Raw genomic sequence first — 23,901 nt, 5'->3', positions numbered from 1 at the left:
AACTCATCTTGTCAGCTGAAGCAGTATTAAATGAAGAAATCCAGCCGGAATCGAAGCCCAAGAAAGAAAAGTTTCTGGTTACAACATTCAAACGTTTGATTAAAAACAAACTGGCTGTCATCGGCCTGGTGATCATCGCTCTGCAGCTGGTCCTCGCGATTGCTGCACCAGTGATTGCCACACATGATCCATTGGAGCAAAACCTGACAGCTTCCGAATTGCCAGCCTTCTCAGAGGGACATTGGCTTGGAACCGATAACTATGGAAGGGACATTTGGAGCCGGATTGTATATGGAGCAAGAATTTCCTTATCAGTCGGATTGCTGGCCGTAACTCTTGGATTGGCCGGGGGAGTCGCCCTGGGGCTGATATCAGGTTACTATCGCAGACTCGATGGCATCATCATGAGATTGGTAGATTTATTGTTTGCCTTTCCGGGCATCCTGCTGGCGATGCTGATCATTGCCATCCTGGGAACCAGCCTTGTGAATGTCGCAATTGCCATCAGTATCTGGTCAATCCCGTCTTGTGCAAGGATTGTCCGCGGGTCGGTCCTTACCGTCAAGAAACAGGAGTATATCCAGGCGATGCGCTCGCTGGGAGCAAGTGATTTTAGAATCCTGGTGAAGCACATCCTGCCAAACTGTATGGCACCGATCATTGTTTTTGCCACGATGAGAATGGCAACAGCGATTCTTTCAACATCAGCTCTAAGCTTCCTTGGGTTGGGCGCTCAGCCGCCGACACCGGAGTGGGGAGCGATGATCGCCCAGGGACAGAACTTCATGTGGACGTCTCCTCATATGACGATCGTTCCGGGAATTGCCATCATGCTGATCGTATTTGCTTTTAATGTAGTAGGAGATGGATTAAGGGATGCACTCGATCCAAATATGGATTTGAATCAATAATTTTTTTATAAAAAATAGGGGGAAAGCTCAATGAAAAAGTGGTTGGCAGTACTATTAGTATCCATGCTTGCTTTTGCGGCAGGATGTTCCAGTAACGCAGGCAGTTCAAGTGAAGGAAGCGCAAGCTCAGGGAATGCTCCTCAGGAATTAACCTATGCATCTACATCTGATGCTGTCGGGCTTTCACCGATCGGAACAAACGATTCTGTTTCTTCCCGCATCATCGAGCAAGTCTATGAAACTCTTTTCACTAGAAATCCAGATACGATGGAAGTCGAGCCGAAATTGGCAGAATCCTATGAAACACCTGATGAAAACACTTGGGTGATCAAACTGAAGGAAGATATCCAATTTACAGATGGAACTCCTTTCAATGCAGAAGCGGTAAAATACACATTTGATAAGTTCCGTGATCCTGAAACAGCTGCACCGCGTGCTTCATTATTAGAGCCGATTTCTGAAGTGAATGTCGTTGATGAGTACACAGTTGAAATCAAAACAGAAAAGCCATACGGTGCGATGCTTGCGGCGCTGTCTCACACGAACGCATCAATCGTCAGTCCTGAAGCAGACAAATCACAGGATCTAATGAAGGAACCGGTTGGAACTGGTCCATTCAAATTCGTCAGCTGGACACAAGGCGACCAAGTTGTTTTAGAGAAAAATGCCGATTACTGGCAAGGAGAGCCAAAACTTGAAAAAGTAACATTCAAAGTGGTACCAGAAGTGAACACAGCGATCTCCATGCTGCAAACAGGAGACGTTCAATTCATTGATGGAATCCCTTCCGAACAGCTGAAACGTGTTGAATCATTGAAGAATGTTGAAATCATGAAAAATGAAGGAACGCCAATGTACTACATGGGCTTCAATATGGAAAGAGAGCCAATGAAAGATCTTGAATTCCGACAGGCTGCAGCGTATGCGCTTGACCGTGAAGCTTATGTCAACAAATTGAACGGTCTTGGAGTACAAGGAAACAGCGTCATCGGCCCTAAGGTTTTCGGTTTTGATGAATCTGCAAACGAAGCAGGTTACAGCCATGACCTTGAAAAAGCAAAAGAACTTGTTGAAAAGAATGGTTATGGAGACAAAAAGCTTACGATCCTTGCTGCCAACACAGAAGCATACATGATGATGGCGGAAATCGCTCAATCACAATTGACAGAAGCTGGCTTCAACGTAGAAATCGAAACGATGGAGTGGGGTACATTCCTTGATACAACAAAAGAAGGAAACTTTGACATCACATTCATGGGCTGGTCCAACTCAACAGCTGATGGAAGCGAACTTCTATACCCTAACTTCCACACTGACAATATCGGATCTTCCAACCGTATGAGATATTCAAATCCTGAATTCGATAAGCTGGTTGATGAATCAAGACAAAATGTTGACCAGGAAGTACGTCAGGAAAAGCTTGACGCGGCAAACAAAATTCTTGTAGACGATGCTACAGCTGTCATCATGCACCACGGTGTCGTTACAGCAGCATATGATAAATCCGTTAAAGGACTCCAAGTAGACCCGACAGGACAATGGTCACTATACAACGTTTCTAGAGAGTAGGGATACAATGTCTAACGAATTACTATCTGTATCAAACTTAAATACTGCATTCCGTACGGCTGATGGGGAACTATCAGCTGTCCGGGGCATCTCTTTTTCAGTGGATAAAGGCGAAACCCTCTGTATCGTAGGGGAATCAGGATGCGGGAAGAGCATCACGTCCCTTTCGGTGATGGGACTGCTTCCAAGCAACGGTTACATCAAAGATGGATCCATCGATTTCGACGGACGCGATTTGACGAAGCTGTCAAAAGAAGAATTGAGAAGAGTCCGCGGAAAAGAAATTTCAATGATCTTCCAGGAACCGATGACAGCCTTGAATCCCGTGTTAACCATCGGCTATCAATTAAGGGAACCATTGATGCTTCATAAAAAGGTGTCAAAACGAGAAGCGCATAAACAAGGAATTGAGCTGTTAAAACAGGTCGGAATTCCATATCCAGAAAAACGGATGAACCAATACTCCCATGAGCTTAGCGGCGGGATGAGGCAGCGTGTCATGATTGCCATCGCACTGGCATGCCGTCCGCAATTATTGATTGCCGATGAACCGACGACTGCATTGGACGTAACGATCCAGGCGCAGATCCTCGACTTGATCCAAGATCTCAAAGACGACCTGAACATGGGCGTCATTATGGTCACTCATGATATGGGTGTTGTGGCTGAAGTAGCCGACAAAGTGATGGTCATGTATGCGGGTGAAAAAGTCGAAGAAGGCGATGTCGAGAGCATCTTTAACAGCCCTCAGCATCCGTACACACAAGGCCTTCTCCGCTCCGTGCCTGATGTCGATGACCCATCCTTTGAACTGGAAGCAATCCCGGGATCGCTGCCAAACTTAAATGAAAAAATCTCAGGATGCCGTTTTCATCCGCGCTGTCCTTTCGCAATGGAATGCTGTAAGACGGAATCGCCGAAAGATTATGATGTAAATTCAACACACTGCGTAAAATGCTGGCTTCAGGAGGTGCAGGAGGATGGAAGTGCTCGAGAAAAAATCGCTACTTAAACTAAACAGTGTTCAAAAATACTTTCCTATTAAAGGAGGTTTTCTGAAACGTGTCCAGGGACATGTAAAAGCTGTCGAGGATGTAAGCTTGGAGGTTTACGAAGGAGAAAGCATCGGAGTCGTAGGTGAATCCGGTTGCGGGAAGTCAACACTGGGCCGCACCATTCTCGGCCTCGAAGATATTACGAATGGGAAGGTTTTTTATAAGGACAATGAAATACAAGGATTAAGCGGCAGCAAGCGAAAAGAACTGACAAAAGAAATGCAGATGATCTTCCAGGATCCTTATGCCAGCTTGAATCCAAGGCAGCGGATCGGGAATGCACTTGAAGAAGTGTTTGTCATGCATACCAACCTTTCCAGCAGCGAACGCAGGCAGAAAGTGTACGATCTTTTAAAAGAAGTTGGTCTTAAAGAAGAGCATTTCGACCGCTATCCGCATGAGTTCAGCGGCGGGCAGCGCCAGCGGATCGGGATTGCCCGCGCGATTGCCTTGAATCCTTCTGTTATCATATGTGATGAGGCCGTTTCGGCTTTGGATGTATCCGTACAAGCGCAAGTGTTGAAGCTGATGAAAAATCTGCAGGAAAAATACGGTCTGACATACCTGTTCATCTCGCATGACCTCGGGGTTGTCCGCTACTTCTGTGACCGTGTACTGGTCATGTACCTGGGGAACACATTTGAACTCGCTTCATCAGAACGTCTTTATGCGAACCCGCTTCATCCTTATACAAAAGCATTGCTTTCTTCGATTCCGCGTCCGAAAGTCGGAGCAAGGAAAGACCGCATCCGCCTGACTGGGGAGATCCCCAACCCGGCAAATCCCCCTTCTGGCTGTCCGTTCCATACCCGCTGTCCGCTTGCGACAGATCTTTGCAAACAGGCAAAACCGGAATGGAGGGAAATCGAAAAAGATCATTTTGTAGCTTGTCATCATGTTGAACAGGAGGTTGTGAATTAATGGAGAACATGGATTTTTTATACCACCCGTATTCCTCTCAGCGAAATACGGTCTTTTCAAAAAAAGGGATGGTCGCTACATCCCAGCCCCTGGCGGCACAGGCAGGGCTTGAGATTCTACAGAAGGGTGGCAATGCCATTGATGCCGCGATTGCGACTGCTGCCGCACTGACGGTTGTCGAACCTACTTCGAACGGAATCGGCGGTGACGCTTTCGCCCTTGTCTGGGTGAAGGATAAGCTGTACGGTTTGAATGCCAGCGGACCGTCACCAAAATCGATTTCAATCGAGAAAGTGAAGGAGCAGGGCCATGAAAAAATGCCGGTACATGGCGTCATTCCGGTAACGGTTCCGGGTGTCCCATCAGCATGGGCAGAGTTGTCTGAGAAATTCGGAAAGCTTTCCTTAAAAGAATCACTGGCACCGGCCATCCGTTTGGCGGAAGAAGGCTATCCGCTCACACCTATTCTCGGTAAGTATTGGTCACTTGCTTATAAAAAATTCAAAGAAATTTTAACCGGTGACGAGTTCAAAGCCTGGTTCGAAACATTCGCTCCAGATGGAAGAGCACCACAGATCGGAGAAGTCTGGTCCTCACCAGGTCATGCTTCCACACTGAGATCCATTGCTGAAACGAACAGTGAGAGCTTTTACAGAGGCGAACTCGCTGAAAAAATCGGCTCATTTATGGAACAGCATGGCGGGTTTTTATCAACAGAAGACCTGAAGGACTACCGTGCCGAATGGGTGGACCCGATCAAAACCGATTACCGCGGTTATGATGTTTGGGAAATCCCGCCGAATGGCCAGGGATTGGTCGCGTTAATGGCATTGAATATCGCGAAAGGCTTCAAATATCAGGAAAAAGACGCAGTCGATACATACCACAAACATATCGAATCAATGAAGCTGGCCTTCACAGACGGAAAAGCGTTCATCACCCAGCAAGACCATATGCCATTACCGGTAGATGAGCTTTTATCCGATCGTTACGCATCCGCCCGCCGTGAGCTTATAGGCGACGAAGCCATCACGCCGGAAGCTTACGACATCCCAAAAGGGGGTACTGTATATCTGGCGGCAGCTGATGACGAAGGCAATATGATCTCATATATTCAAAGTAATTACATGGGCTTTGGCTCCGGTGTCGTCATCCCGGGAACAGGCATCGGCCTGCAGAACCGCGGACATGATTTTTCTTTAAATCCGGAGCATCCAAATGCCTTGAAGCCTGGCAAGAAAACATACCATACCATCATTCCTGGATTCCTGACGAAGGATAACAAAGCTGTAGGACCGTTCGGAGTCATGGGCGGATACATGCAGCCGCAGGGCCATTTCCAGGTGATCAGCAACACCATCGATTTTCATTTAAACCCGCAGTCAGCTCTTGATGCGCCAAGATGGCAGTGGATTGAAGGGAAGAAAGTTCTCGTGGAACCGAACTTCCCGACACATATCGCGCAAGCTTTAGCAAGAAAAGGACATGAAATCCAAACCGCAACAGACGAGGGAATGTTTGGCAGAGGCCAGATCATTTGGAGAGACGAGAAAACAGGAGTACTCATGGGAGGAACAGAGTCGAGAACAGACGGAGCCATAGCGGCCTGGTAAGAATCATGTCCGGACATCAGGCAGTAGAAAGTTGGGCATACTAAACCTGCCTTCTTCAATGCTTGATGTCGTGCTCTTTTGAGGCTTTATTGGAAGGAGCATATCCAACAACAAGAGGGTGATAGAACCTTGAAGCAGCTTCAATTATTTTTAGCTTTTTTCCGGGTGGGAATGTTAGGGTATGGCGGCGGGCCGTCATCCATTCCCCTGGTTCATAAAGAAGTCGTGGAAAAATACAAATGGATGGACGATGATGATTTTTCGGATGTTCTTGCACTTGGAAATGCCATGCCCGGCCCGATTGCGACAAAGATGGCCGGCTATATCGGGTGGAGAGTCGGAGGCTTCCTCGGAATGGTCAACGCGGTACTTGCGACCATCATTCCGACCATCATCCTGATGATCTTGCTCCTCAATGTCCTGAATGCTTATAAAGACAAGGCATGGGTGCAGGGAATGGCCAATGCCGTCGTCCCTGTCGTCGGTGTCATGCTGGGCGTGCTCACTTGGGATTTTATCAAAAAGTCCAAAGGGGCCCTTGGCTGGTCCGTGACCATCGGGATCCTGATCGGAAGCTTGATTATCATAGAAATATTGGGCATCCATCCGGCAATCGTAATCGGCGGCCTGCTCGCTTACGCCTTGCTTGGTAAAAAGAAAATGGTACCTGAAAGAGAGGTGAAAGCCTCATGATCTATTGGGAAATCTTTTTAGCCTTTTTCATCCCGGGCATCCTGGGTTATGGAGGCGGTCCGGCTTCGATTCCGCTGGTGGAACATGAAGTCGTCGACCGTTTTGGCTGGATGAGTGTCAATGAGTTCAGTGAGATGATTGCATTGGCAAACGGACTTCCAGGCCCGATTGCGACCAAAATGGCCGGCTATATCGGCTATGAGCAGGGCGGTATCCTGGGAAGCGTCGTCGGTGTATTTGCGACTGTCGCACCATCTTTAATTTTGATGGTTGTTTTACTAAGCTTGCTGATGAAATTCAAAAGCTCACCGAGAGTCAAGAAAATGACCAACCTTGTAAAACCGACCATCGCGGTTCTGCTCGGCGTCATGACGTGGGGATTCATCTCCAACTCCTATGAAGGAATCGGCTGGATCCAGACCATTCTTATCGCCACCGCAGCTTTTGTCCTGCTGGAGAAACTGAAGATCCATCCGGTTTATGTGATTGGCGGGGCATTGGTTTATGGGGCTGTGTTTTTGGCTTAGTGATATTGAGAAGAGAAAAAGCAGTCCAAAGAGGACTGCTTTTTTAATATGCCATTTATTGAGACAGTGACTAAGGGAATAGTACATAAAATAAGGGAGAATTTTTCCGTTAAATTGGAGAATTTAGCTGTGGAGAGGTAAATAAGGGAAGTATTTACCGTTAATTATGCTCAGTAAGCCAATTTTCATGTTTTTTAAGTGAATAGCGGAAGGTTTTTCCCTTATTAGACCTATTTATCTCGACATTTCTTCTATAAGGGAAATTTCTTCCCTTATGGTGCTGGGGATTTTTTGCTGGACCGTGATTCATAAGAAAAAGAAAAAGCACCCTCAATCAGGTGCTTATTTTTGATTCATGATATTTTAATTTCCGAGATAAATCTCCTTTTAATTCCTCATCAAGACAATCTTGAAGGAGTATTGCATAGTACCCCACAAAGAATCGATGCATTAATTTCATGTCCATAACCTCCAGCATTAAGTCTTAACCGTACGGAGGATGTATTCGGCAGCTGGCTGGCATGATCAGATGATTTTAGCCCCTTTAGCTTTGCGTCGTCATTTTTCAATGATTTTGCCATTTCGTACGATTTAATTTTATTTTCTTATATATTCTGAAAGAAATAAATGAGTATATTGTTATGGTTTTTTGCCTTATATTCCCTTCTGGTAACTTTTTTGATGAAAGCTGGCATAGGTTTTACAGCATTTTAGGCTTTGAATCCTTATTGAGACAGTGTGAATGGTGCATTATGATCGTAAAGCGTCGTAGTGGTAGTGTAATTGCCGAGAGGGGTTGGCAAGTTGATATCGATCCGGTGGATTAAGCTGTCCTCGTCGCCGACCCAATAGGTGATGTCCATATTTTTCACCATTACGCCTGACAGGCTGGAAGCAAGGGAGCCTGCAGAACCAGCGACGGATTTCAGGACAGGTGACAATTCATTCATCATGTCATCTGCGTTCACCTTTGCTTTAATAACAATACAATTAATGCCGTTTACTTCTTCTTTTCCGGCTGCCTTAAGTTTCTTTTCGATTTTTGAATTGTAATATTGATTAATAGAATTTGATGGGTCTAAAGAAGACATGAACATATCGATAAGGACCTGGTCTTGCGGGTGAAAGTTTGTCACTGACCATTGTTGTGTCGATTGGTCAAAGATCCCGTATTCTGTCGGGCTAAAATAGATTGTTTCGGTTACAGGCTGTATCCCGTTACCTGATATGCTTGTTTCTACTAACGCTTCTACTATTACTCCGTTCTCCAATCGGGTATGGCCTTCATTTGTAAACTCATACGAATAGGACTTCCCCAGAATTTCCCCTTCAATTGCTGTACTTCCGGTAGAACGCATGGTTTGGATCTCTGCCATTTTGGACGCTGCTTTTTCTAAAACTTCTTCAGGATCGACGAATTGATCTTGAATCCATGTAGGCATGCTGCAGCCGGTTAACATGATAAGGGAAGTCATCATAATTGTTAGTAACCTCACTACTCTCACTTCAGCCTCTCCTCCAGTTGTTTCTATTCTTCTTTACCCTATGTGACGAAAGGCTTGAACCATTACTAATAATTGGTTTATTGGCAATTAGTACTCCTTAGACAGAAAAAGTCAAAAAAGATTACAGAAAACAACACACTTTTATAGCCAGTCTTTTCTATACTAAAAATGGAAAAGGAGAAGTCAGGAGGCACTTAATATGTCAGTAGGAAGGAAGCTGCTTTTAAAATGGCACACATTAAGAACGTATTATTATCAGGCTCTCTTAAATAGTTGTCTGGACCAGGGAATCAGTCGAAAGCTCAGCGGAAAAATACAATATCACCAAGCCAAGCTGGAGTTGATCAGTAGGAAGACTTAATAAGGTGAATTAGTGAGAGAATGGAGGATCTTCATTCTAATTATCGAGCAGGATGCTGATATTTCTTACTGTTTTGACAAAGAATCTGAGAATAAGAATATCATAGGAGCAGTGTCCACCTGATGCGTGAAGAGTCGGTAATTTGCCCCCGGCTCTTTTTTAGTGTCTTATTCGTGCTGGGCAAGTGGGTTTGGCTTTGTCCGGTTAATGGCTCTAATTAGGTTTCAAGGAAGAAAAACTAGAAAAAGAGAAAGTAGAGTCCAATAAAGAAGGTTCAAGGAAGATAAGTTAGAGAAAGAGAAAGTAGAGTCCAATAAAGAAGGTTCAAGGAATATAAACTAGAAAAAGAGAAATTAGGGACCAATATGGATATTAGAATAGTGATCCAAGTGGAAATCTGTACAGACTCCCACTTGGACCTATTTTCTAAATTGGCTCTTTTATATTCAAGCTTTTATGTTCTTTGGAATCAACCACATACCACTCGTTTGACGAAGTGTCATATTCACAATAATAAGTGAAGTAATATTTCTTTGGTATGAAGGTGGCGGCAGAAGAGTCAGATGGATCATTCCAGCTGCTCGTATATCGCTCCTCTACATTGATGCTTGCGATATAAGTGCCATTTCTTTCTTCAATGGAAAAGGAGGAACCGTCAAATACCATATCATCCAAGCGTCCTCCATAAGTGATGCTCCGCTGCTGCAAGTTCCTGATGGTCTTTTGCATTTCCTGAAGTTGTTTCCCTTTTACGTTCTTCAGCAGTGAAGAATTGACGTAGGTAATGGATTCGATATAAGAAGTGTTGTAACTCACGACATCTTCCATTACCTGCGCCCGGATTGCAGTGGTGTTGAGAGGGAAAGTTAAGTCAATGCTTTCAGAACTGCCGACCTGAATATCTTCAGTCAATACATAGCCCCAAGGATAGCTGTATTTTCCGCTTATTGTTACGGTTTCCCCTTCTGCGACCGGACCGATTTTTATATCCGAATCACCGATTTCTCCATACAGCTTGCCGTTAAGGAAAACCTCCGCCCCTTTTGCATTTGATGTGACAGTGACATATTCTTCCTCAAAATAGAGGGGAATTGGCTCCTTGCTTGTTTCCCAGATCATTAATTCTTCCGTTACTTCAAAGGTTCCGTAGTCTCCTTTTTTAATTGCTTTTATCTTGAATTCACCTGGAAGTTCATCTGATGAATTCCTTAGTTCGGTTCCTGAAGGAGGGATTTCCTGACCATTGATAAATACTTGCGCATCCATATCCGTTTCCAAGGTGAACGAAACTGGCAGAAGTTCAATGGTGTATTGGTCGATCAGCTTCCATTTTTTCTCTGGTGCTTTTTTCAGTTCAAATAAGAATGGATTGGAAACAGGCTTTCCGGTGGCAAGGGCCGTTTCCTGCTGCTTCATATTCTTCAGTGCTTTCTCCATTACTTTCGGTTGGGAGTGCAGATCGGTTAACAACTCCCTCACTTTCCCTTCGTTCAGCCCGGGTCTTTCTTCCCTAAGCATAGCGGCCGCTCCAGCGGCATCCTGATTTTGAACAGCCTCAATAAAAGATCCGGAAGTATGGGAAGGCGAGGAAGCATCGTCCACATAGTAATACCCGTAAACACCTCCGCCTGTCAGCAATACTGCTAAAACGGCCAATACTATAAGCCACTTGCTTTTCTTTCGCTTAGGAGTGGAGTGGGGAGTATGAACAAAAGGACCTGGTAAAGGCGCCGGCTGCTTGCAATGAACACAGAGGGGTTGATCAGGTGCCACTGCTACTCCACAGTTTTTGCAATAAGCAATCTGGTCTGCTGCCTCTTTACATGCTCGACAATCCTTTTCACCTTGGGGTACCGCCTCCCCGCACTGCCTGCAGAATGCTTTATTATCCTCTATGGGAGGCGGACTGCAGTCCGGACATCTTTCAAAACCTGAATCGATCTCCTTCCCGCAATCCTTACAGGAGGGGGATTCCCGCTGATTTTTATTAGGAGAAATCACATCCCCGCATTGATTACAAAAGGAAGCCGATTCTGACAAAGAATTTCCGCACTGTTTACAATATCTCATTACATCACCTCTTCACTTCATTATTAAAATGGAATCAGTGATCCTAGTTGCTCAAATAGAGTGGCGATAATAAAGGCAGCCATTACGATAAAGGTAATGAAGATGGCCAGGTATGTCAGTAATGTTCCATAAAGGACATCGAGACCGGAAGAGGTATCTTTTTTGAAGCTGGAAATAACCAGCGGCGGCAAAATAAAAACCGATCCGAAGAAACCGATTCCCAGTAAAACAGGAAATAAGTACATATCTAGAAGCGACATAATAAGGGCAACAAAAAATAAGCCAAGGAAGGGAATGAGCATTGACCCGAATCTGGCAATGACATCTGCATAACCGGCAGAAACTTTTCCGAGTTTAATTGATACAAAGGTATAGGTAGCGATAAGAAGAATTAGAATTCCGTATGAGACGGTAGGCTTGATTACATACTCAATGAACGCTCCTTCTCCTGAGGGATCTATACTAAAATAAAGTATAAGTGGAATGATAAGAGCAAATAATCCAATAGATATTAATCCATTTGTAAGCTGATCCCTGTTGGTGTGCTGGGTAGCAGCTACGGGTTTCTTCAGAACCGTCATAAAGTAACTGAAATACATTTTAGAAGCTTGTTTGGCATTCTCCAGGTGAGCATTAGGCTGTGGAGGAGGAACTGTTTGAGTGGTTTGCGCATACTGGACCGCACCTCCCTGTACCGGCTGCACTTCAGGCTGTGGAGGCGGCGGAGTATACTCGGCGGCTAATTTAGTGCCGCATTGTTCACAAAAATTCCCTCCGTCGTTCACATGTTGGCAATTAGGACAATTCATCAGCAAAACCCCTTTCTTGGTTATATCTAATAAATACCAGATTTATGAGATAATATGACTAAAATTACCTCCCTGAAAAAGATGCCTGTCTCTTTAAAAAGATTCATTCCTGCCAACGGGAATTCCCATGTACCTGTAAAATGGTTGTCTCTTAAAATGGTATAATTAATTATCAACAATGATAGGAGTCCATAGTGTCGAAAAAATTACTACTAACTAGTATCTTGGTCACAATTTGCCTAAGCGTATGGTTAAGTGTGTTTGTTCTTTATTTTATAAAGGGGAAAAATGCTGAGGGTAATGAAGCAATCATGCCAGCAGTCAAAGTGGAAAAGGTGAAAGAAGCAGTCAGACAAGAAGCACTTGAGGATACTCACCTTGAAAAGATAAAAGAAGAAACAGCATCAGTGAATACTGAAATAAAAGATGAAAAAGAGGTTGAAACAACTAAAGAGGTTGAAGAGAAATCGGCATATGAACCATCAAAAACACCAGCTGTACCTAAAGAGCAGGTACCTGAGGCTGCAGATCCACAGCCTAAAAAAGGGGAGGAAGAAACCGAAGTTTTACGATTATACGAAAGCTATTTTCCTGATTTTTATGCATGGTGGGACAATGTATCTGCAACAGATGTACGCCCTCCATTGTTGGAAGACTATCACCTCGACAAATATTATTCAGAGTACGTGTCCGAACACTTCGATGAAATGAAGGGGAAGGTATTTTCCTTTAACACAGCTTTTAAATATTTGGGAGAAGAGCTTCCCACCAACGGAACATTTGTTCAAGCCGATGTCAACCAGCTCCAGCAGAAGGCTGATATGATTACCGAGTATGCAATGGAAGGCATCAGTGAACCTTATACCCATTGGCTGACCTTGGAATTAGGAGAGACTTATTCCGAATACCTACAATTGGTAGAGAGGTATATGTATGATATCCGCATACGTATTGATGATGATATGTTTGACCCGGTAATTATCTATGCTTCAACTGAAGAGCAGAGGGAAGTAATACAAGAGCAGTCTGTTAAGGTGGGAAAATTGCTGGAGAAAGTCGAGAGCCGAATGCTCCAAGAAGAGCAAAGGATGAAGCGAGACCTTATTTTACTCAATGAATAGTCTTTTGACAGTCATTTTACGATTTCTTTAAAAACGACGATTTTATTCGACAAAGCCTGAAAGTAGTAATAAAATGACAGTGGAAGATAACTAGCAATTTGAGTAAAATATACGTAAAATGTTTACTGTTATTGAAAAAAAGAAAAACTATGTATATTACCTTTATTAAGGAGCGACTTATAGATGGATTTATTCAATAGAATAGAAAATAAAGAAGAAAAGATCTCAATCATTGGATTGGGATATGTTGGGCTGCCACTGGCGATTGAATTCGCTAAGAAATATGATGTCGTCGGATTTGATTTAAATACCAGCAAGCTTGAGCAGTATAAAAACGGTATCGATGTAACAAACGAAGTCGGCAACGAAGAAATTCAGAAGACTTCTATGATTTTTACGAATGATGAGACAGAATTAAGAAACTGCAAGTTTCATGTTGTAGCTGTTCCGACACCAATCAACAGTGATAAAACACCTGACTTGACTCCGGTTATTGGAGCAAGTGAAACGGTTGGGCGCAACCTTACAAAGGGATCGATTGTTGTATTCGAATCGACTGTATACCCTGGCACAACTGAAGAAATCTGTATTCCTATCCTGGAAAAAGAGTCCGGATTAACATACGGGGAAGATTTCAAGGTTGGTTATTCGCCGGAACGGATCAACCCGGGCGATAAGGTGAATACGTTAACGAAGATCATAAAGATCGTTTCCGGTTCTGATGAAACGGCTTTAGGCGTCATTTCTGATGTTTATGGCTCCATAATTGAAGCAGGTGTGTACCAGGCGGAGTCTATTAAAGTTGCCGAGGCGGCTAAAGTTATCGAGAACTCGCAGCGTGACATCAACATTGCTTTCATGAATGAGCTGGCAATGGTGTTCAATAAGATGGATATCGATACAAAAGCTGTTTTGGAAGCTGCAGGAACGAAGTGGAACTTCCTTAAATTCACTCCTGGACTCGTTGGAGGACATTGCATTGGTGTGGATCCTTACTATTTCACTTACAAGGCTGAACAGCTGGGTTACCACTCGCAAATTATCCTTTCAGGACGCAAGATCAATGACGACATGGGTAAATATGTTGCCAGCAACGTCATTAAGAAGCTGATCAAAGCGGGACACCCTGTAAATGGCAGCAGAGTGGCCATCATGGGGCTTACGTTTAAAGAAAACTGTCCTGATGTCCGCAATACGAAGGTAATTGATATCATTGATGAGTTAAAAGAATTCGGTGTAGAGGTCCTTGTTCATGATCCTGTCGCAAACAAGGAAGAAGTATACCGGGAATATGGCATCAACCTTGTTGAAAAAGAAGATCTTCAAGACTTGACCGCTGTAGTTCTGGCAGTTTCTCATAAAGAATTTAATGAGAATTACGGATTGGACTTCTTCGATACAACCTTTGTTGATGAAAACAAAGTGCTTATCGACGTAAAGAGTGTGTTAAGCAGAAAAGAATGTGAGTCCCGCGGCTACATCTATTGGAGTTTATAGAATTTTTTGCGGAGCGGTATTAGATGCCGCTCCGTCTATTTTATATTAAGGGTGTTTTTTATGAGATTATTACATATTTCTTCTTATTATATAACCAATAAATTATACATGAACCTTTATAAGCAGCTTTCGCATGAAGGGTTTCAGCAGGAAGTGTTCATCCCCGTTAAAGAAGAAAGCCTGATCGGGGTAAATCAACTGCCGGAAGAATTTACGAATGTAAATTACTTTTATAAGAATATCATCAAGAAGTATGATAAATATCTTTACCATAATAAGATCAATAAACAGATGAAACATATTGAACAGGATATTCTAACTGGGGGAAATGTTGATTTCATCCATGCCCATACTGTTTTCAGTGATGGCGGCAGTGCATACAAGCTTCATAAAAAGTATGGGACGGACTATATTGTGAATGTCAGGAACACCGACATTAACTTCTTCTACAAATACGCCATTCATCTGCGTCCGTTCATGTATAAGGTGCTGCGCAACGCCAAGGCAATCGTATTTCTATCACATGCTTATAAACAGAAAACCTTTGACTTGCTGCCGGTCGATGTACTGACTGACATAGAACATAAATGCCATATCATTCCCAACGGAATCGATGATTACTGGCACAGCCACACTCCTAGTCAGCGGCTTGAGCCAAGCGAGGATCAGTTAAGGTTATTATTCATCGGTTTACTGGATGAAAATAAAAACCTGGGAGCTGTTCTATCGGCCTGTTCCATACTTAAGGAGCAAGGGAAAAATGTCTATTTGGAAGTTGCCGGAAGCGGCCCGCTTGAAGAAAAAAATAAACAGATGTGCAAAGAACTGAACATAACGGACAACGTGACCTTTCACGGCTATGTAAAAGACCAGGAGAAAATCAGAAAGATCATGGGGGAAACGGATGTGTTTGTCATGCCTTCCTTCAGAGAAACATTCGGCTTAGTCTATATCGAAGCGATGTCCCAGGGTATTCCAGTTATCTATTCCGAGGGGCAGGGGATTGATGGAGTCTTCGAGAATGGAGAAGTTGGATATGCGGTGGATCCGCATAAACCGGAGACCATTGTAGAGGCCATCAATAATGTTAGAATGAGTTATGAGGAAATGTCTGCAAACGGCATTAGAGAGTCCAAAGGATTTAAGTGGGCCAACGTAGCGGCACGCTACAAAGAATTGTATGAAAAGTAAATGAATCAAAATAAATGTCCTGTGACTTCACAGGACATTTATTGTAGGCTGGGAATAATGAGCGCCATCAATCGACGTTAAGCTTGGGTATTTTTGAAAAATAATGATCAACGAAGAAAAATAAAATACAGCAAATACATCCAAATAGTCCATAGAACCATCCCAGCAGCGGAAAACAAATCAACCCGGCGGCAATATGGATTAATAATGATGTCTTAAACGGTTTCAACCCTCTGACCTTTTCAGAAATTTTTTCCGCCATCAAGGAGATCGGCAAGGCATAGATGAGATTACCGGCTATGGCAAATAAAAATACAAAACACAAAAACAGAATGGAGAAGTTCCAATCGGTTCCAGAGTCTTTAAACAACTCCCAGACTAGTAAAATACCTAATAAACCAAAAACCAAAATAAATGTTACTGTCCATGCAGCCAAGAATTTTCTTATTACTAACATTCAATTCACCCACGACCATACGAATTTTTGATTACCTCGATTATACTATATACCTTGCAGTATTTGGCTTTAATGTTGAAGAACCTTCAAGTTGTCTTTCGAAAGGAGAACCAGGATGCCGGTTATTGAACACCAGCAATTTATTGAGGCACCGATAGACTTGTGTTTTGATCTTGCGAGAAATGTCTCTATTCATACTCAAACAACCTCTAATACAAAGGAAAAAGCAGTCGGCGGCGTGACATCTGGTTTGTTAGAGGAAGGAGATACCGTTACTTGGGAAGCGGTTCATCTTGGGATAAAACAAACGCTGACTGCCAAGGTGACCCACTTGGAAAAGCCGGATAAATTTGTGGATATAATGGTGAAAGGAGCCTTTCACTCTTTTGTCCATACTCACTATTTTAAAGAAGAAGCAGGCGGAACCCTCATGACTGACCACTTTGATTATACGTCTCCTTTTGGCGTATTAGGGATCGCTGCAGATAAGTTATTCCTGAAAAGATATATGAGGCGGTTCATCGTTTCTCGTGCAGTATCTTTGAAAAGAATCGCAGAGGATTAATAGATAAAAAAATGATTTCCGCTCCAGGTGCACGACTCCGCGGGGCGGGCAGTGAGCCTCCTCGGCTTCATAAAAAGCGGAAGCGACCGTTCAGGGCCGTACAGATTGGAGGGCTCTCGCATGAGATAAAGGAAACACAACGAACAAAGTGAGTTGATGTTGACTTATCGCAAGGAGAGAGACCGAAATCTGCTAGGCGCTGGCCGCTGGAGCTGGATTCGCCTGCGGGGTTACGTTCCAGTGGGTACGTAACCTTGGTCTCACCTGTCCCGCTAGTCCCGCAGGAGGTCGTACACCTTCCGCTTCACTCTACCTTTTTTTCTCCCAGTACTGAAACCGTTACTCTTGTGAGAGTTTGTTTATACCAACCTTTTATTCTTCTTCGTAAACTCCTACGTAGAACCAGACCTTCTCGTGGGTATCCCATTCGGCGAGGAAACGCACCAACTGGTCAGGCATATTGTCCGGGAGCTTCAGCGTCAAATCTTCTATTTTTACTTTTTTCACTTTAGTTCCATCATGATAATAGGCATAACAAGAAGGCTCTCCTGCAGAATTTTGAAAATCAAAGGTCAAGTCAGCCGGGGACTCAGTGAAAGGAACCTCTCCTTCCAGTCCTTCAATCCCTCTTGCACGAGGAAGGATAAAGGGCTCAGTGTCATACACACAACCTTCACCGTCATTGGTCCAGCAATAAGTGCTTCTAATGGGAGCTGCCTGTCCGTTAATCGTTGCCGTCACAACCGGAGCCCCTTTTTTATCAATTTGAGCTTTGATTATTTCTGTTTGAAGGTGGGTGATCAGAGTTGGACTCATGAAAAGGATATAAGCTGCCGGCGGAATGAGAAAGATCAACTTTGCTTTATGAGACCTAAGATTTACTTTATGAAAGAGGATCTCATCCACTATAAAGAAAATAGCAGCTGAAAAAGCAGGCATTGCCATAAAAGGCAGTGAATCCGGCCAGGAAAAAGGGAAAATCAGGCCCCCGAAAAGTATGGCTGGCAGAAGATGAATAACGAAATTTGCTATATGGGTGAACTTCGCTGTATATTTTGTGATCAGGCCTGCAATGAAGTTGACAGGCAATCCTATCAATATCATAAAGATCCCGCCAAACCCTGCATAGAATAGAAATGATTTAGAGTAGGAAGCGAGATAGTCTGCTGCAGAAAAAGAAAAAGGCATATCGATTGGAAAAAATAAAGGTAACAGAATAGTAGATGCCAGGATTGAGATGAGAGAAACTTTTAATTTTTGTTTGAGCATGGTACCCCCAGGTTGTTAAGTTTTACACTGATTATACCAGACCAAAAATACTTGCAGAGGAGTTTCTGGATTACTTTGTTTCTAACATACTTTTGTGGGTAGGAGATTAATAGTGCTTACTAATTAGGAGGGATAGATTGAAACGTAAAGAATTACTCTTAGCCACCATTTTTACTGCCATTTTGATGATTTTTTCTTACTCTAATCAAGCCGATGCCTTCACGATTGACCGCATCGCGGGGGAGGACCGGTATGAGACAGCTGTTGAAATTTCCAAGCAAGGCTGGCCGGACGGAGCTACTGCCGTATTGATTGCCAGGGGGAAGGACTTTCCCGATGCTCTCGCGGGAGCCCCTTTGGCTTATCAAAAGGGAGGTCCGATTTTGTTAACGAAAAGCGGTGAAATCCCTAGAGCAACCTTAGAGGAAATAGACAGGCTGAACCCTTCAGAAATTGTCATTCTTGGAGGGCCGAATGCTGTTTCCCGACAAGTTGAAGGTGAATTGGCACAGAGATTCAAAATGAAAACAACACGAGTAGGGGGAGAAGACCGATACGAAACAGCAGCTATCATTTCAGGAATGCTGCCGAATAAAACCGAAGCCATCATAGTCAGCGGAGAGAAATTCCCCGATGCCATGACGATCGCTCCTTATGCATCTAGAAAAGGAATTCCTCTATTACTAACGAAAAGAACTAACCTTCCGCCGGAAACTGCCGACGCATTAACCAATCGCAATAATACCATTTTAGTTGGAGGAACGACTGTTATTGACGAGCAGGTGGAGAGCAAGCTTCCAAGCTCATGGCGCATAGCAGGTGAAGACAGATATGCAACATCAGCTGAAGTGGCAAGAGGGTTGCCAATGGGTAATGCTGAAGAAGCCTTTGTGGCCACGGGATTAGACTTTGCTGATGGCTTGACTGGTGCCGTACTGGCTGCGACGAGTAATGATGAGATTCTCTTAACGGAAAGAGATTATGTATCGAATGCGGTAAAGATAGCAGTGCACGAGAGAGGATTAGAGAACTTCCATATTCTCGGCGGTTATCGAGTGATTGATCAATATGTAGATACGGAACTTTCACTCCCTATCCAAATGCTTCTTGTCAATAAAGAACGAGGCATCCCGTCTTCCTATGAACCTGACAGATTGACAGAACCCGATGTCCCATTTCCATTCTCGGATGACCGGCCAAAACGATATATGAGCAGCGAAGCAGCAGGGCAGCTGGGGAATATGTTCGACCAGGCATGGAACCAAGGGGTAGAATTGTATGCAAAATCAGGATATAGATCTTATGACAGGCAAAAAGAATTGCATGATTACTACACACGTACGTATGGAGAAGAATATGCCGACCGGATCAGTGCTGAGCCTGGGCACAGTGAACACCAGACAGGTCTTGCCATGGATGTGACAAGTGCGGAGATCGACTATCAGCTTATTGAAGAATTTGCTGACACAGAAGAAGGGCAATGGGTAGCGGAGAACGCAGCCGACTATGGTTTCATCATCCGTTATCCTGAAGGGAAAGAATACATGACCGGTTATAAATATGAACCGTGGCATTTAAGGTATGTAGGAGTCCGTGCTGCTCAATACATTGACCAGCAAAATTGGACGCTGGAAACGTATTTAAGATAGAACGAAAGAAAGCCGGCTTCTTGAATATGGAGAAGTCAGCTTTTTCGATGAATTAATTCTTTTGGCAGAGTTCTGTTTGCTATTTTGGATAATAATTTATTGAAGGTGGTCGTGGCGGTACCCACTATGAAGACAATCCATACAACTTCAAAAATCGTGCGGGCAAACTTGTTAGAAATCGAGCTGCTGATCAAGTTGCCGGGATAATACATCAGTGCAGCTGCCGTAAGTGATAGGAGCAAAAGAGAAAGTAATGCTAAGGCAAGCTGTTTTTTATTAAGACCTCGCATGAATTTTATTCGATGTTTGAATCCGGCTGGGAATTCACTCAACATCATCACCCGCATTTCCGTAATTTGGATATATTATAGTATGTTGAGGGTTTGTATAGCAAGAACAATTTTCAGAAGTTCGAACAATCAGGAGGCACCATGCTATTAAAGGTGAGTTGTTAATAGAATCCGGAAAGTTGTTGGTAGTATGGTTGAAATTGTTGATAGATCGGAAAAGTTGTTAATAGAATTCGTGAAATTGTTAATAGAACTAGCAAACTTGTTAATAGCCTCATAGGAAACAGCCGCCAACAATCATAAATGCAAAAACACAGCCCCCTGCAGAAAGCTGGGGGCTTTAACATTAATTATTCTCTTGGACTATTACCAAGCGTTCTTTGCTTTTTCAGCCAATGATTGTGTCGTTTGATCTGTTATAGCACTTTTACCGCCAAGGAGTGTTAACTGAGTGAAGCGGGATTGCACTAATTCGCTTATTACCGGCGGAACCGTTGATGGTTTCGTAAGTATGATCGGGTCATGGAATTTTGCAGCCAGAACCGCTCCAGTAAGGGCATCGGCGTAGTTTTCACCAGTAGCGACATATCCATGATGGTTTCCAATGTTTAATTCGCCAATGATTTTTTCTGCTGTTTCATAACGGTTTTCACCGGAAATTCGTCTATCATCATTAATGCGGCCGGTTACCGTAGAACTTATTGCATTTTCTCCGCCTACCACAATCACATTGGATTTCGAGTTTAATAAGTTGGCCATCTTTTGATCGAGCTTTTTCCCATTTTTGTCTGACAGCAAAATCGGAATACCGTTCTGGGCTGCATATGGCGCAATGGCTAATGCATCAGGGAATGATTCGCCTGTCGCTAAGATCATTGTATTGGAATCCTGCTTAGATAAAATATGATTGGCAATCGCATAAGCAGTTTCATACCGGTCATCGCCGGAAATTCTGTCTTGAATGTTAATAAAGCTCTTAAGTTTGTCCTCTGCCGATTGAGGGATACTTGCTTTTCCGCCGAGGATAATGGCATTCTCGGCACCCAATCGCTCAACCTCCTCTTTTATGACAGCAATGGAAGAATCGATCTTCTCCTGTTTTGAACTGTCGAGTAAAAGGATAGGCGCATCATAATGGCTTGCAAGGGTTGTGCCTGATAACGCATCAGGGTAATTATTGCCGCTTGCAATGATGACTGTCTCAGCACCTTCATACCATCCGACATTTGAAATCCCAGCTGCGGTTGTATATCTGGAATCTCCCGAGATTCTGGACGTAACGGGCTGGAGGTAGGCGGAAGCTGTATAGCCTCTTTTTCCTTTTAGGGATCCGTTTAAGACCTCTACTCTATATAGTACCCATTGTCTGTATTGATCAAATGGGCTTGCTTTCGTATGGCGGACATACTGATTTTCCTCTGTTACTTGTAGCAGCGTACCTTTTGGCAGTTTAGCTATTTCGGTTACACCGTAATCAGAATAGAATTTCACCTCTGAGGTTGCAATTGTTATATCATCTGTCTTGAAATTCAATGTTGAACTGGTTAATTGTCTATCGTCCTTAATTTGATCTACAGTAATGTTAAGCTTCGCATCATCACTGTCCGGGTCTGTATTGTATTTAAAATAGGACGTTTCGAATGGCAGTTCTTTTAAAGCGATACTTGCGTCATTTACAAAACTGAAACGGTTAATTTTATTAAACACTTCTTCTTGATAAGCATCTCTGTTTCTTGCGCCAGTGTCATGGTATAAAGGGCTGTTACTGGATACAAGGCCATTATAAGCAAGGATAGGGAAATACCAATTTTCAATGATGTTGCGGTCGCCTTGGTTGATCATTGGAATGATTCTATCTTTAGTGGATAATGTCCAGTTCCATTTTTCATTAAGTTTTTGCAGTCCTCTATCGACGTTATAGCAAATATTATTCAATAATTGATCTTTATCATCAATATCATCGGTAACTTGCATGATGCCGTATCCTTTTGTTCCTCCAGGATCCGAAGAGATCAGATCTTGTTTCCAGCCGCTTTCCTGCAGTGCTATCGCTTTCACTACTTCCGGCGGGATATGGTATTCTTTAGCTTTCTCCGTCAGTAACTGGTTCACCTGCTGCATATTATCCGGATCTATCTGGCAATTTTCTGCCGCTTCCGCATTGTTCAAAGGAAACAAAGGCAGAACAAGAGAAAGTGATAAAATTAGTGGAGCTTTTTTAAATTTCAATGAATACCCTCCTAAACTAGTATTCTACGATTATACCATTATTTAGGAATAGATGAAGAAAAAACGTGCAGAAAATTGATCTGCACGTTTAATGTTCTTTATTCAAATAGAGACCAGATTTCGTCTTCGACACTTTCATTTACAGCGCTGTAACCGCCAAGGATTGTGAAGCCGAATGTCCCATGGTTGATGAACAGCTGTTTAACAGAAGGATCAAGCTTGTTTGGAGGAGTCAGTAGAATCGGCTCATTAAAGTTTGCCGCCAATACAGATCCTGTCAAAGCATCGGCGAAATTAGTACCGGTTGCAAGGTGAACGAAATCAGTATTCAAGCCAAGCTGCTCCACAATTTGCACGGAAGTGTCATAACGGTTAATCCCGCCGATTCTCATTGGTTCTTTAAACTTGTTAAAGACCGTTTTGCTTACTACGCTGGTTCCGCCAATTACGAGTGTATCTGAGTATGTGTTTGATTGGGTCAATGTGGCAGCTGGAATGGTATCCGTCTTTGTTAACAGGATAGGGAAACCGTTTTGAGCCGCGTATGGTGCGATAGAAAGTGCATCAGGATAGTTCAATCCGTTTACTACAACAGAAGTTCCGTTGTTAGGGATCTTCTTCGCAATAGCCACTGCCGTTGCATATCGGTCTGCACCACTGATTCGTGTTGTGGTCATGCCCATGTTCTTCAGCTTTGTTTCGACTGCTTGAGAAATCGCACTTGTACCTCCAAGGATTGTTACCTTTGTTACTCCCAAAGTGTCGATTGCTTCCTCGACAGTTGGGTGCAGTGCATCTTTCCCGGTTAAGAGGATAGGTGCGTTTTTATAATAGGCAAGTGGTCCGCCGGCAAGGGCATCAGGGTAGTTTGTGCCAGTTGCAAGGATGATTTCATCAGCTTCGAACCAGCCGTTGTAAGCCACTTGCAATGCCGTTTCATAGCGGTTTGCCCCTTCAATCCGATAGATATAATTATCTGCACCTTGATAAGTAAAGAAGTAATATTGCTCATTAATGCCTTTGTTGTTTGCATCAGTAAGTTCGATATAATATGTCCCGGGAGCAAGCTGGTATTCAGCATGCAGGCCATATTCCACTGAGCTATCATAACTAGTGCTTGTCACTAGTTGCTTCGAACTGTTATAGATTTTACCGGTAAGCTTCATGCTTGGATATTCTTCGTAGGATCCACCAGCTAAATAAAAGGGATCATCTGTAGATACGGTAATTTTATAGTAGTCTTTGTCATCTTTGCTGAAGGAGCCTTCGCCGAGGTATTCATCACTAAATACATTTGCCGTTTCAATAGTGTTGTTAGGTTCATCTTCAGTAAAAACACCAGTTTCAGGGTCAAAACCCAAAGGGGTCACAGGACTGCTGAACTGCTTGATTTTGGAAGTCTCTTCAGCAGAAACAGCTGACGCACCAAGCAGGGTACCGGACAACAACAAGGTTGTTAAGGCAGATTTAAAGATAATTTTTTTCAATTTCCATTCCTCCATATAACTAAAAAATATTATGGCAAAACCTCTTTAAATTGTAACGGTCCCCCGTTCTGGTCACTCCCCCTGTGTTCTATGAATTTACAATTTCTAGAAT

The 23,901-nt window shown here is 43.4% G+C and carries 20 protein-coding genes and 1 riboswitch; of the genes, 12 read left to right on the top strand and 8 right to left on the bottom strand.

Annotated elements, in window-relative coordinates; genetic code table 11:
* The first annotated feature begins 8 nt into the window (after positions 1 to 8).
* From ACOJQI_RS20475 to ACOJQI_RS20445, 7 genes are all read left to right on the top strand, one after another.
* A complete protein-coding gene (locus tag ACOJQI_RS20475; protein WP_421381573.1) occupies positions 9 to 911 on the top strand; it encodes an ABC transporter permease in 903 nt (300 codons plus the stop codon).
* Between the two features lie 30 nt (positions 912 to 941).
* Positions 942 to 2,480: a glutathione ABC transporter substrate-binding protein gene (locus tag ACOJQI_RS20470; RefSeq protein ID WP_421381571.1), complete on the top strand. Its 1,539-nt coding sequence runs from the start codon at positions 942 to 944 to the stop codon at positions 2,478 to 2,480.
* Between the two features lie 7 nt (positions 2,481 to 2,487).
* Positions 2,488 to 3,492: an ABC transporter ATP-binding protein gene (locus ACOJQI_RS20465; protein WP_421381569.1), complete on the top strand. Its 1,005-nt coding sequence runs from the start codon at positions 2,488 to 2,490 to the stop codon at positions 3,490 to 3,492.
* Entirely contained in the window at positions 3,461 to 4,456 is a 996-nt protein-coding gene (locus ACOJQI_RS20460) for an ABC transporter ATP-binding protein (protein WP_421381567.1), read from the top strand. The genes ACOJQI_RS20465 and ACOJQI_RS20460 overlap by 32 nt, the downstream gene beginning before the upstream one ends.
* A gap of 8 nt (positions 4,457 to 4,464) precedes the next feature.
* Positions 4,465 to 6,069 carry a gamma-glutamyltransferase family protein gene (locus tag ACOJQI_RS20455; RefSeq protein ID WP_421385526.1) on the top strand — a complete coding sequence of 535 codons (1,605 nt, stop codon included), beginning with the start codon at positions 4,465 to 4,467 and terminating at the stop codon, positions 6,067 to 6,069.
* A 129-nt stretch (positions 6,070 to 6,198) separates the two neighbouring features.
* A complete protein-coding gene (locus ACOJQI_RS20450) occupies positions 6,199 to 6,762 on the top strand; it encodes a chromate transporter (protein WP_421381565.1) in 564 nt (187 codons plus the stop codon).
* Positions 6,759 to 7,289, top strand: coding sequence for a chromate transporter (locus tag ACOJQI_RS20445; RefSeq protein WP_421381563.1), 531 nt, complete (start codon positions 6,759 to 6,761; stop codon positions 7,287 to 7,289). The genes ACOJQI_RS20450 and ACOJQI_RS20445 overlap by 4 nt, the downstream gene beginning before the upstream one ends.
* Positions 7,290 to 7,793: 504 nt before the next feature.
* A riboswitch (cyclic di-GMP riboswitch) is annotated at positions 7,794 to 7,878 on the bottom strand.
* Positions 7,879 to 8,014: 136 nt separating this feature from the next.
* On the opposite strand, the gene ACOJQI_RS20440 is transcribed toward ACOJQI_RS20445, so the two are convergent.
* The 3 genes from ACOJQI_RS20440 to ACOJQI_RS20430 form a co-directional block, all read right to left on the bottom strand.
* Positions 8,015 to 8,794: a hypothetical protein gene (locus ACOJQI_RS20440; protein ID WP_421381561.1), complete on the bottom strand. Its 780-nt coding sequence runs from the start codon at positions 8,792 to 8,794 to the stop codon at positions 8,015 to 8,017.
* 787 nt (positions 8,795 to 9,581) lie between these two features.
* The gene (locus ACOJQI_RS20435) at positions 9,582 to 10,811 is read right to left on the bottom strand and encodes a TcaA 3rd/4th domain-containing protein (protein ID WP_421381559.1); all 1,230 of its coding nucleotides are present in this window, start codon (positions 10,809 to 10,811) and stop codon (positions 9,582 to 9,584) included.
* Between the two features lie 437 nt (positions 10,812 to 11,248).
* Complete coding sequence (locus ACOJQI_RS20430; RefSeq protein WP_421381557.1) at positions 11,249 to 12,034, bottom strand: zinc ribbon domain-containing protein; 786 nt, start codon at positions 12,032 to 12,034, stop codon at positions 11,249 to 11,251.
* 194 nt (positions 12,035 to 12,228) lie between these two features.
* Between ACOJQI_RS20430 and ACOJQI_RS20425 the strand changes: the two genes are divergently transcribed.
* The 3 genes from ACOJQI_RS20425 to ACOJQI_RS20415 all read left to right on the top strand — a co-directional run bounded on the left by ACOJQI_RS20425 (position 12,229) and on the right by ACOJQI_RS20415 (position 15,843).
* Positions 12,229 to 13,155, top strand: coding sequence for a hypothetical protein (locus tag ACOJQI_RS20425; protein ID WP_421381555.1), 927 nt, complete (start codon positions 12,229 to 12,231; stop codon positions 13,153 to 13,155).
* Between the two features lie 183 nt (positions 13,156 to 13,338).
* Positions 13,339 to 14,652 (top strand): nucleotide sugar dehydrogenase, encoded by a 1,314-nt coding sequence (locus ACOJQI_RS20420; RefSeq protein WP_421381553.1) that lies wholly within the window; start codon positions 13,339 to 13,341, stop codon positions 14,650 to 14,652.
* Positions 14,653 to 14,712: 60 nt separating this feature from the next.
* Positions 14,713 to 15,843, top strand: coding sequence for a glycosyltransferase family 4 protein (locus tag ACOJQI_RS20415; protein ID WP_421381551.1), 1,131 nt, complete (start codon positions 14,713 to 14,715; stop codon positions 15,841 to 15,843).
* A 67-nt stretch (positions 15,844 to 15,910) separates the two neighbouring features.
* Here the strand turns inward: ACOJQI_RS20415 and ACOJQI_RS20410 are convergent, their stop codons facing one another.
* Entirely contained in the window at positions 15,911 to 16,300 is a 390-nt protein-coding gene (locus ACOJQI_RS20410; RefSeq protein ID WP_421381549.1) for a hypothetical protein, read from the bottom strand.
* 115 nt (positions 16,301 to 16,415) lie between these two features.
* Here ACOJQI_RS20410 and ACOJQI_RS20405 point away from each other — a divergent pair, with 115 nt between their 5' ends.
* Positions 16,416 to 16,865, top strand: coding sequence for an SRPBCC family protein (locus ACOJQI_RS20405; RefSeq protein ID WP_421381547.1), 450 nt, complete (start codon positions 16,416 to 16,418; stop codon positions 16,863 to 16,865).
* A gap of 372 nt (positions 16,866 to 17,237) precedes the next feature.
* Here the strand turns inward: ACOJQI_RS20405 and ACOJQI_RS20400 are convergent, their stop codons facing one another.
* Complete coding sequence (locus ACOJQI_RS20400) at positions 17,238 to 18,134, bottom strand: hypothetical protein (protein ID WP_421381545.1); 897 nt, start codon at positions 18,132 to 18,134, stop codon at positions 17,238 to 17,240.
* A 137-nt stretch (positions 18,135 to 18,271) separates the two neighbouring features.
* Between ACOJQI_RS20400 and ACOJQI_RS20395 the strand changes: the two genes are divergently transcribed.
* Positions 18,272 to 19,783 carry a cell wall-binding repeat-containing protein gene (locus ACOJQI_RS20395; protein ID WP_421381543.1) on the top strand — a complete coding sequence of 504 codons (1,512 nt, stop codon included), beginning with the start codon at positions 18,272 to 18,274 and terminating at the stop codon, positions 19,781 to 19,783.
* Between the two features lie 35 nt (positions 19,784 to 19,818).
* Here the strand turns inward: ACOJQI_RS20395 and ACOJQI_RS20390 are convergent, their stop codons facing one another.
* The 3 genes from ACOJQI_RS20390 to ACOJQI_RS20380 all read right to left on the bottom strand — a co-directional run bounded on the left by ACOJQI_RS20390 (position 19,819) and on the right by ACOJQI_RS20380 (position 23,789).
* Positions 19,819 to 20,121, bottom strand: a complete 303-nt coding sequence (locus tag ACOJQI_RS20390; RefSeq protein WP_421381541.1) for a hypothetical protein — start codon at positions 20,119 to 20,121, stop codon at positions 19,819 to 19,821.
* A 318-nt stretch (positions 20,122 to 20,439) separates the two neighbouring features.
* On the bottom strand, positions 20,440 to 22,302 hold the full coding sequence (locus tag ACOJQI_RS20385) for a cell wall-binding repeat-containing protein (protein ID WP_421381539.1): 1,863 nt from the start codon (positions 22,300 to 22,302) through the stop codon (positions 20,440 to 20,442).
* Positions 22,303 to 22,400: 98 nt separating this feature from the next.
* Positions 22,401 to 23,789 carry a cell wall-binding repeat-containing protein gene (locus tag ACOJQI_RS20380; RefSeq protein WP_421381537.1) on the bottom strand — a complete coding sequence of 463 codons (1,389 nt, stop codon included), beginning with the start codon at positions 23,787 to 23,789 and terminating at the stop codon, positions 22,401 to 22,403.
* Positions 23,790 to 23,901 lie beyond the last annotated feature (112 nt).

This window comes from Bacillus salacetis (assembly GCF_049177075.1).
In the GTDB taxonomy this organism is placed as follows: Bacteria; Bacillota; Bacilli; order Bacillales; family Bacillaceae_B; genus Rossellomorea; species Rossellomorea salacetis_A.
The sequence above is the reverse complement of the archived record's forward strand: the minus strand, read 5'-3'. Positions and strand labels throughout refer to the sequence as shown.

Excerpts from the sequence above, each read along its gene's own strand:
- ACOJQI_RS20470 (WP_421381571.1), top strand. The coding sequence starts at position 942 with ATGAAAAAGTGGTTGGCAGTACTATTAGTATCCATGCTTGCTTTTGCG.
- ACOJQI_RS20465 (WP_421381569.1), top strand. The coding sequence starts at position 2,488 with ATGTCTAACGAATTACTATCTGTATCAAACTTAAATACTGCATTCCGT.
- ACOJQI_RS20460 (WP_421381567.1), top strand. The coding sequence starts at position 3,461 with ATGGAAGTGCTCGAGAAAAAATCGCTACTTAAACTAAACAGTGTTCAA.
- ACOJQI_RS20455 (WP_421385526.1), top strand. The coding sequence starts at position 4,465 with ATGGATTTTTTATACCACCCGTATTCCTCTCAGCGAAATACGGTCTTT.
- ACOJQI_RS20445 (WP_421381563.1), top strand. The coding sequence starts at position 6,759 with ATGATCTATTGGGAAATCTTTTTAGCCTTTTTCATCCCGGGCATCCTG.
- ACOJQI_RS20430 (WP_421381557.1), bottom strand. The coding sequence starts at position 12,034 with ATGAATTGTCCTAATTGCCAACATGTGAACGACGGAGGGAATTTTTGT.
- ACOJQI_RS20420 (WP_421381553.1), top strand. The coding sequence starts at position 13,339 with ATGGATTTATTCAATAGAATAGAAAATAAAGAAGAAAAGATCTCAATC.
- ACOJQI_RS20415 (WP_421381551.1), top strand. The coding sequence starts at position 14,713 with ATGAGATTATTACATATTTCTTCTTATTATATAACCAATAAATTATAC.
- ACOJQI_RS20410 (WP_421381549.1), bottom strand. The coding sequence starts at position 16,300 with ATGTTAGTAATAAGAAAATTCTTGGCTGCATGGACAGTAACATTTATT.
- ACOJQI_RS20405 (WP_421381547.1), top strand. The coding sequence starts at position 16,416 with ATGCCGGTTATTGAACACCAGCAATTTATTGAGGCACCGATAGACTTG.
- ACOJQI_RS20400 (WP_421381545.1), bottom strand. The coding sequence starts at position 18,134 with ATGCTCAAACAAAAATTAAAAGTTTCTCTCATCTCAATCCTGGCATCT.
- ACOJQI_RS20390 (WP_421381541.1), bottom strand. The coding sequence starts at position 20,121 with ATGATGTTGAGTGAATTCCCAGCCGGATTCAAACATCGAATAAAATTC.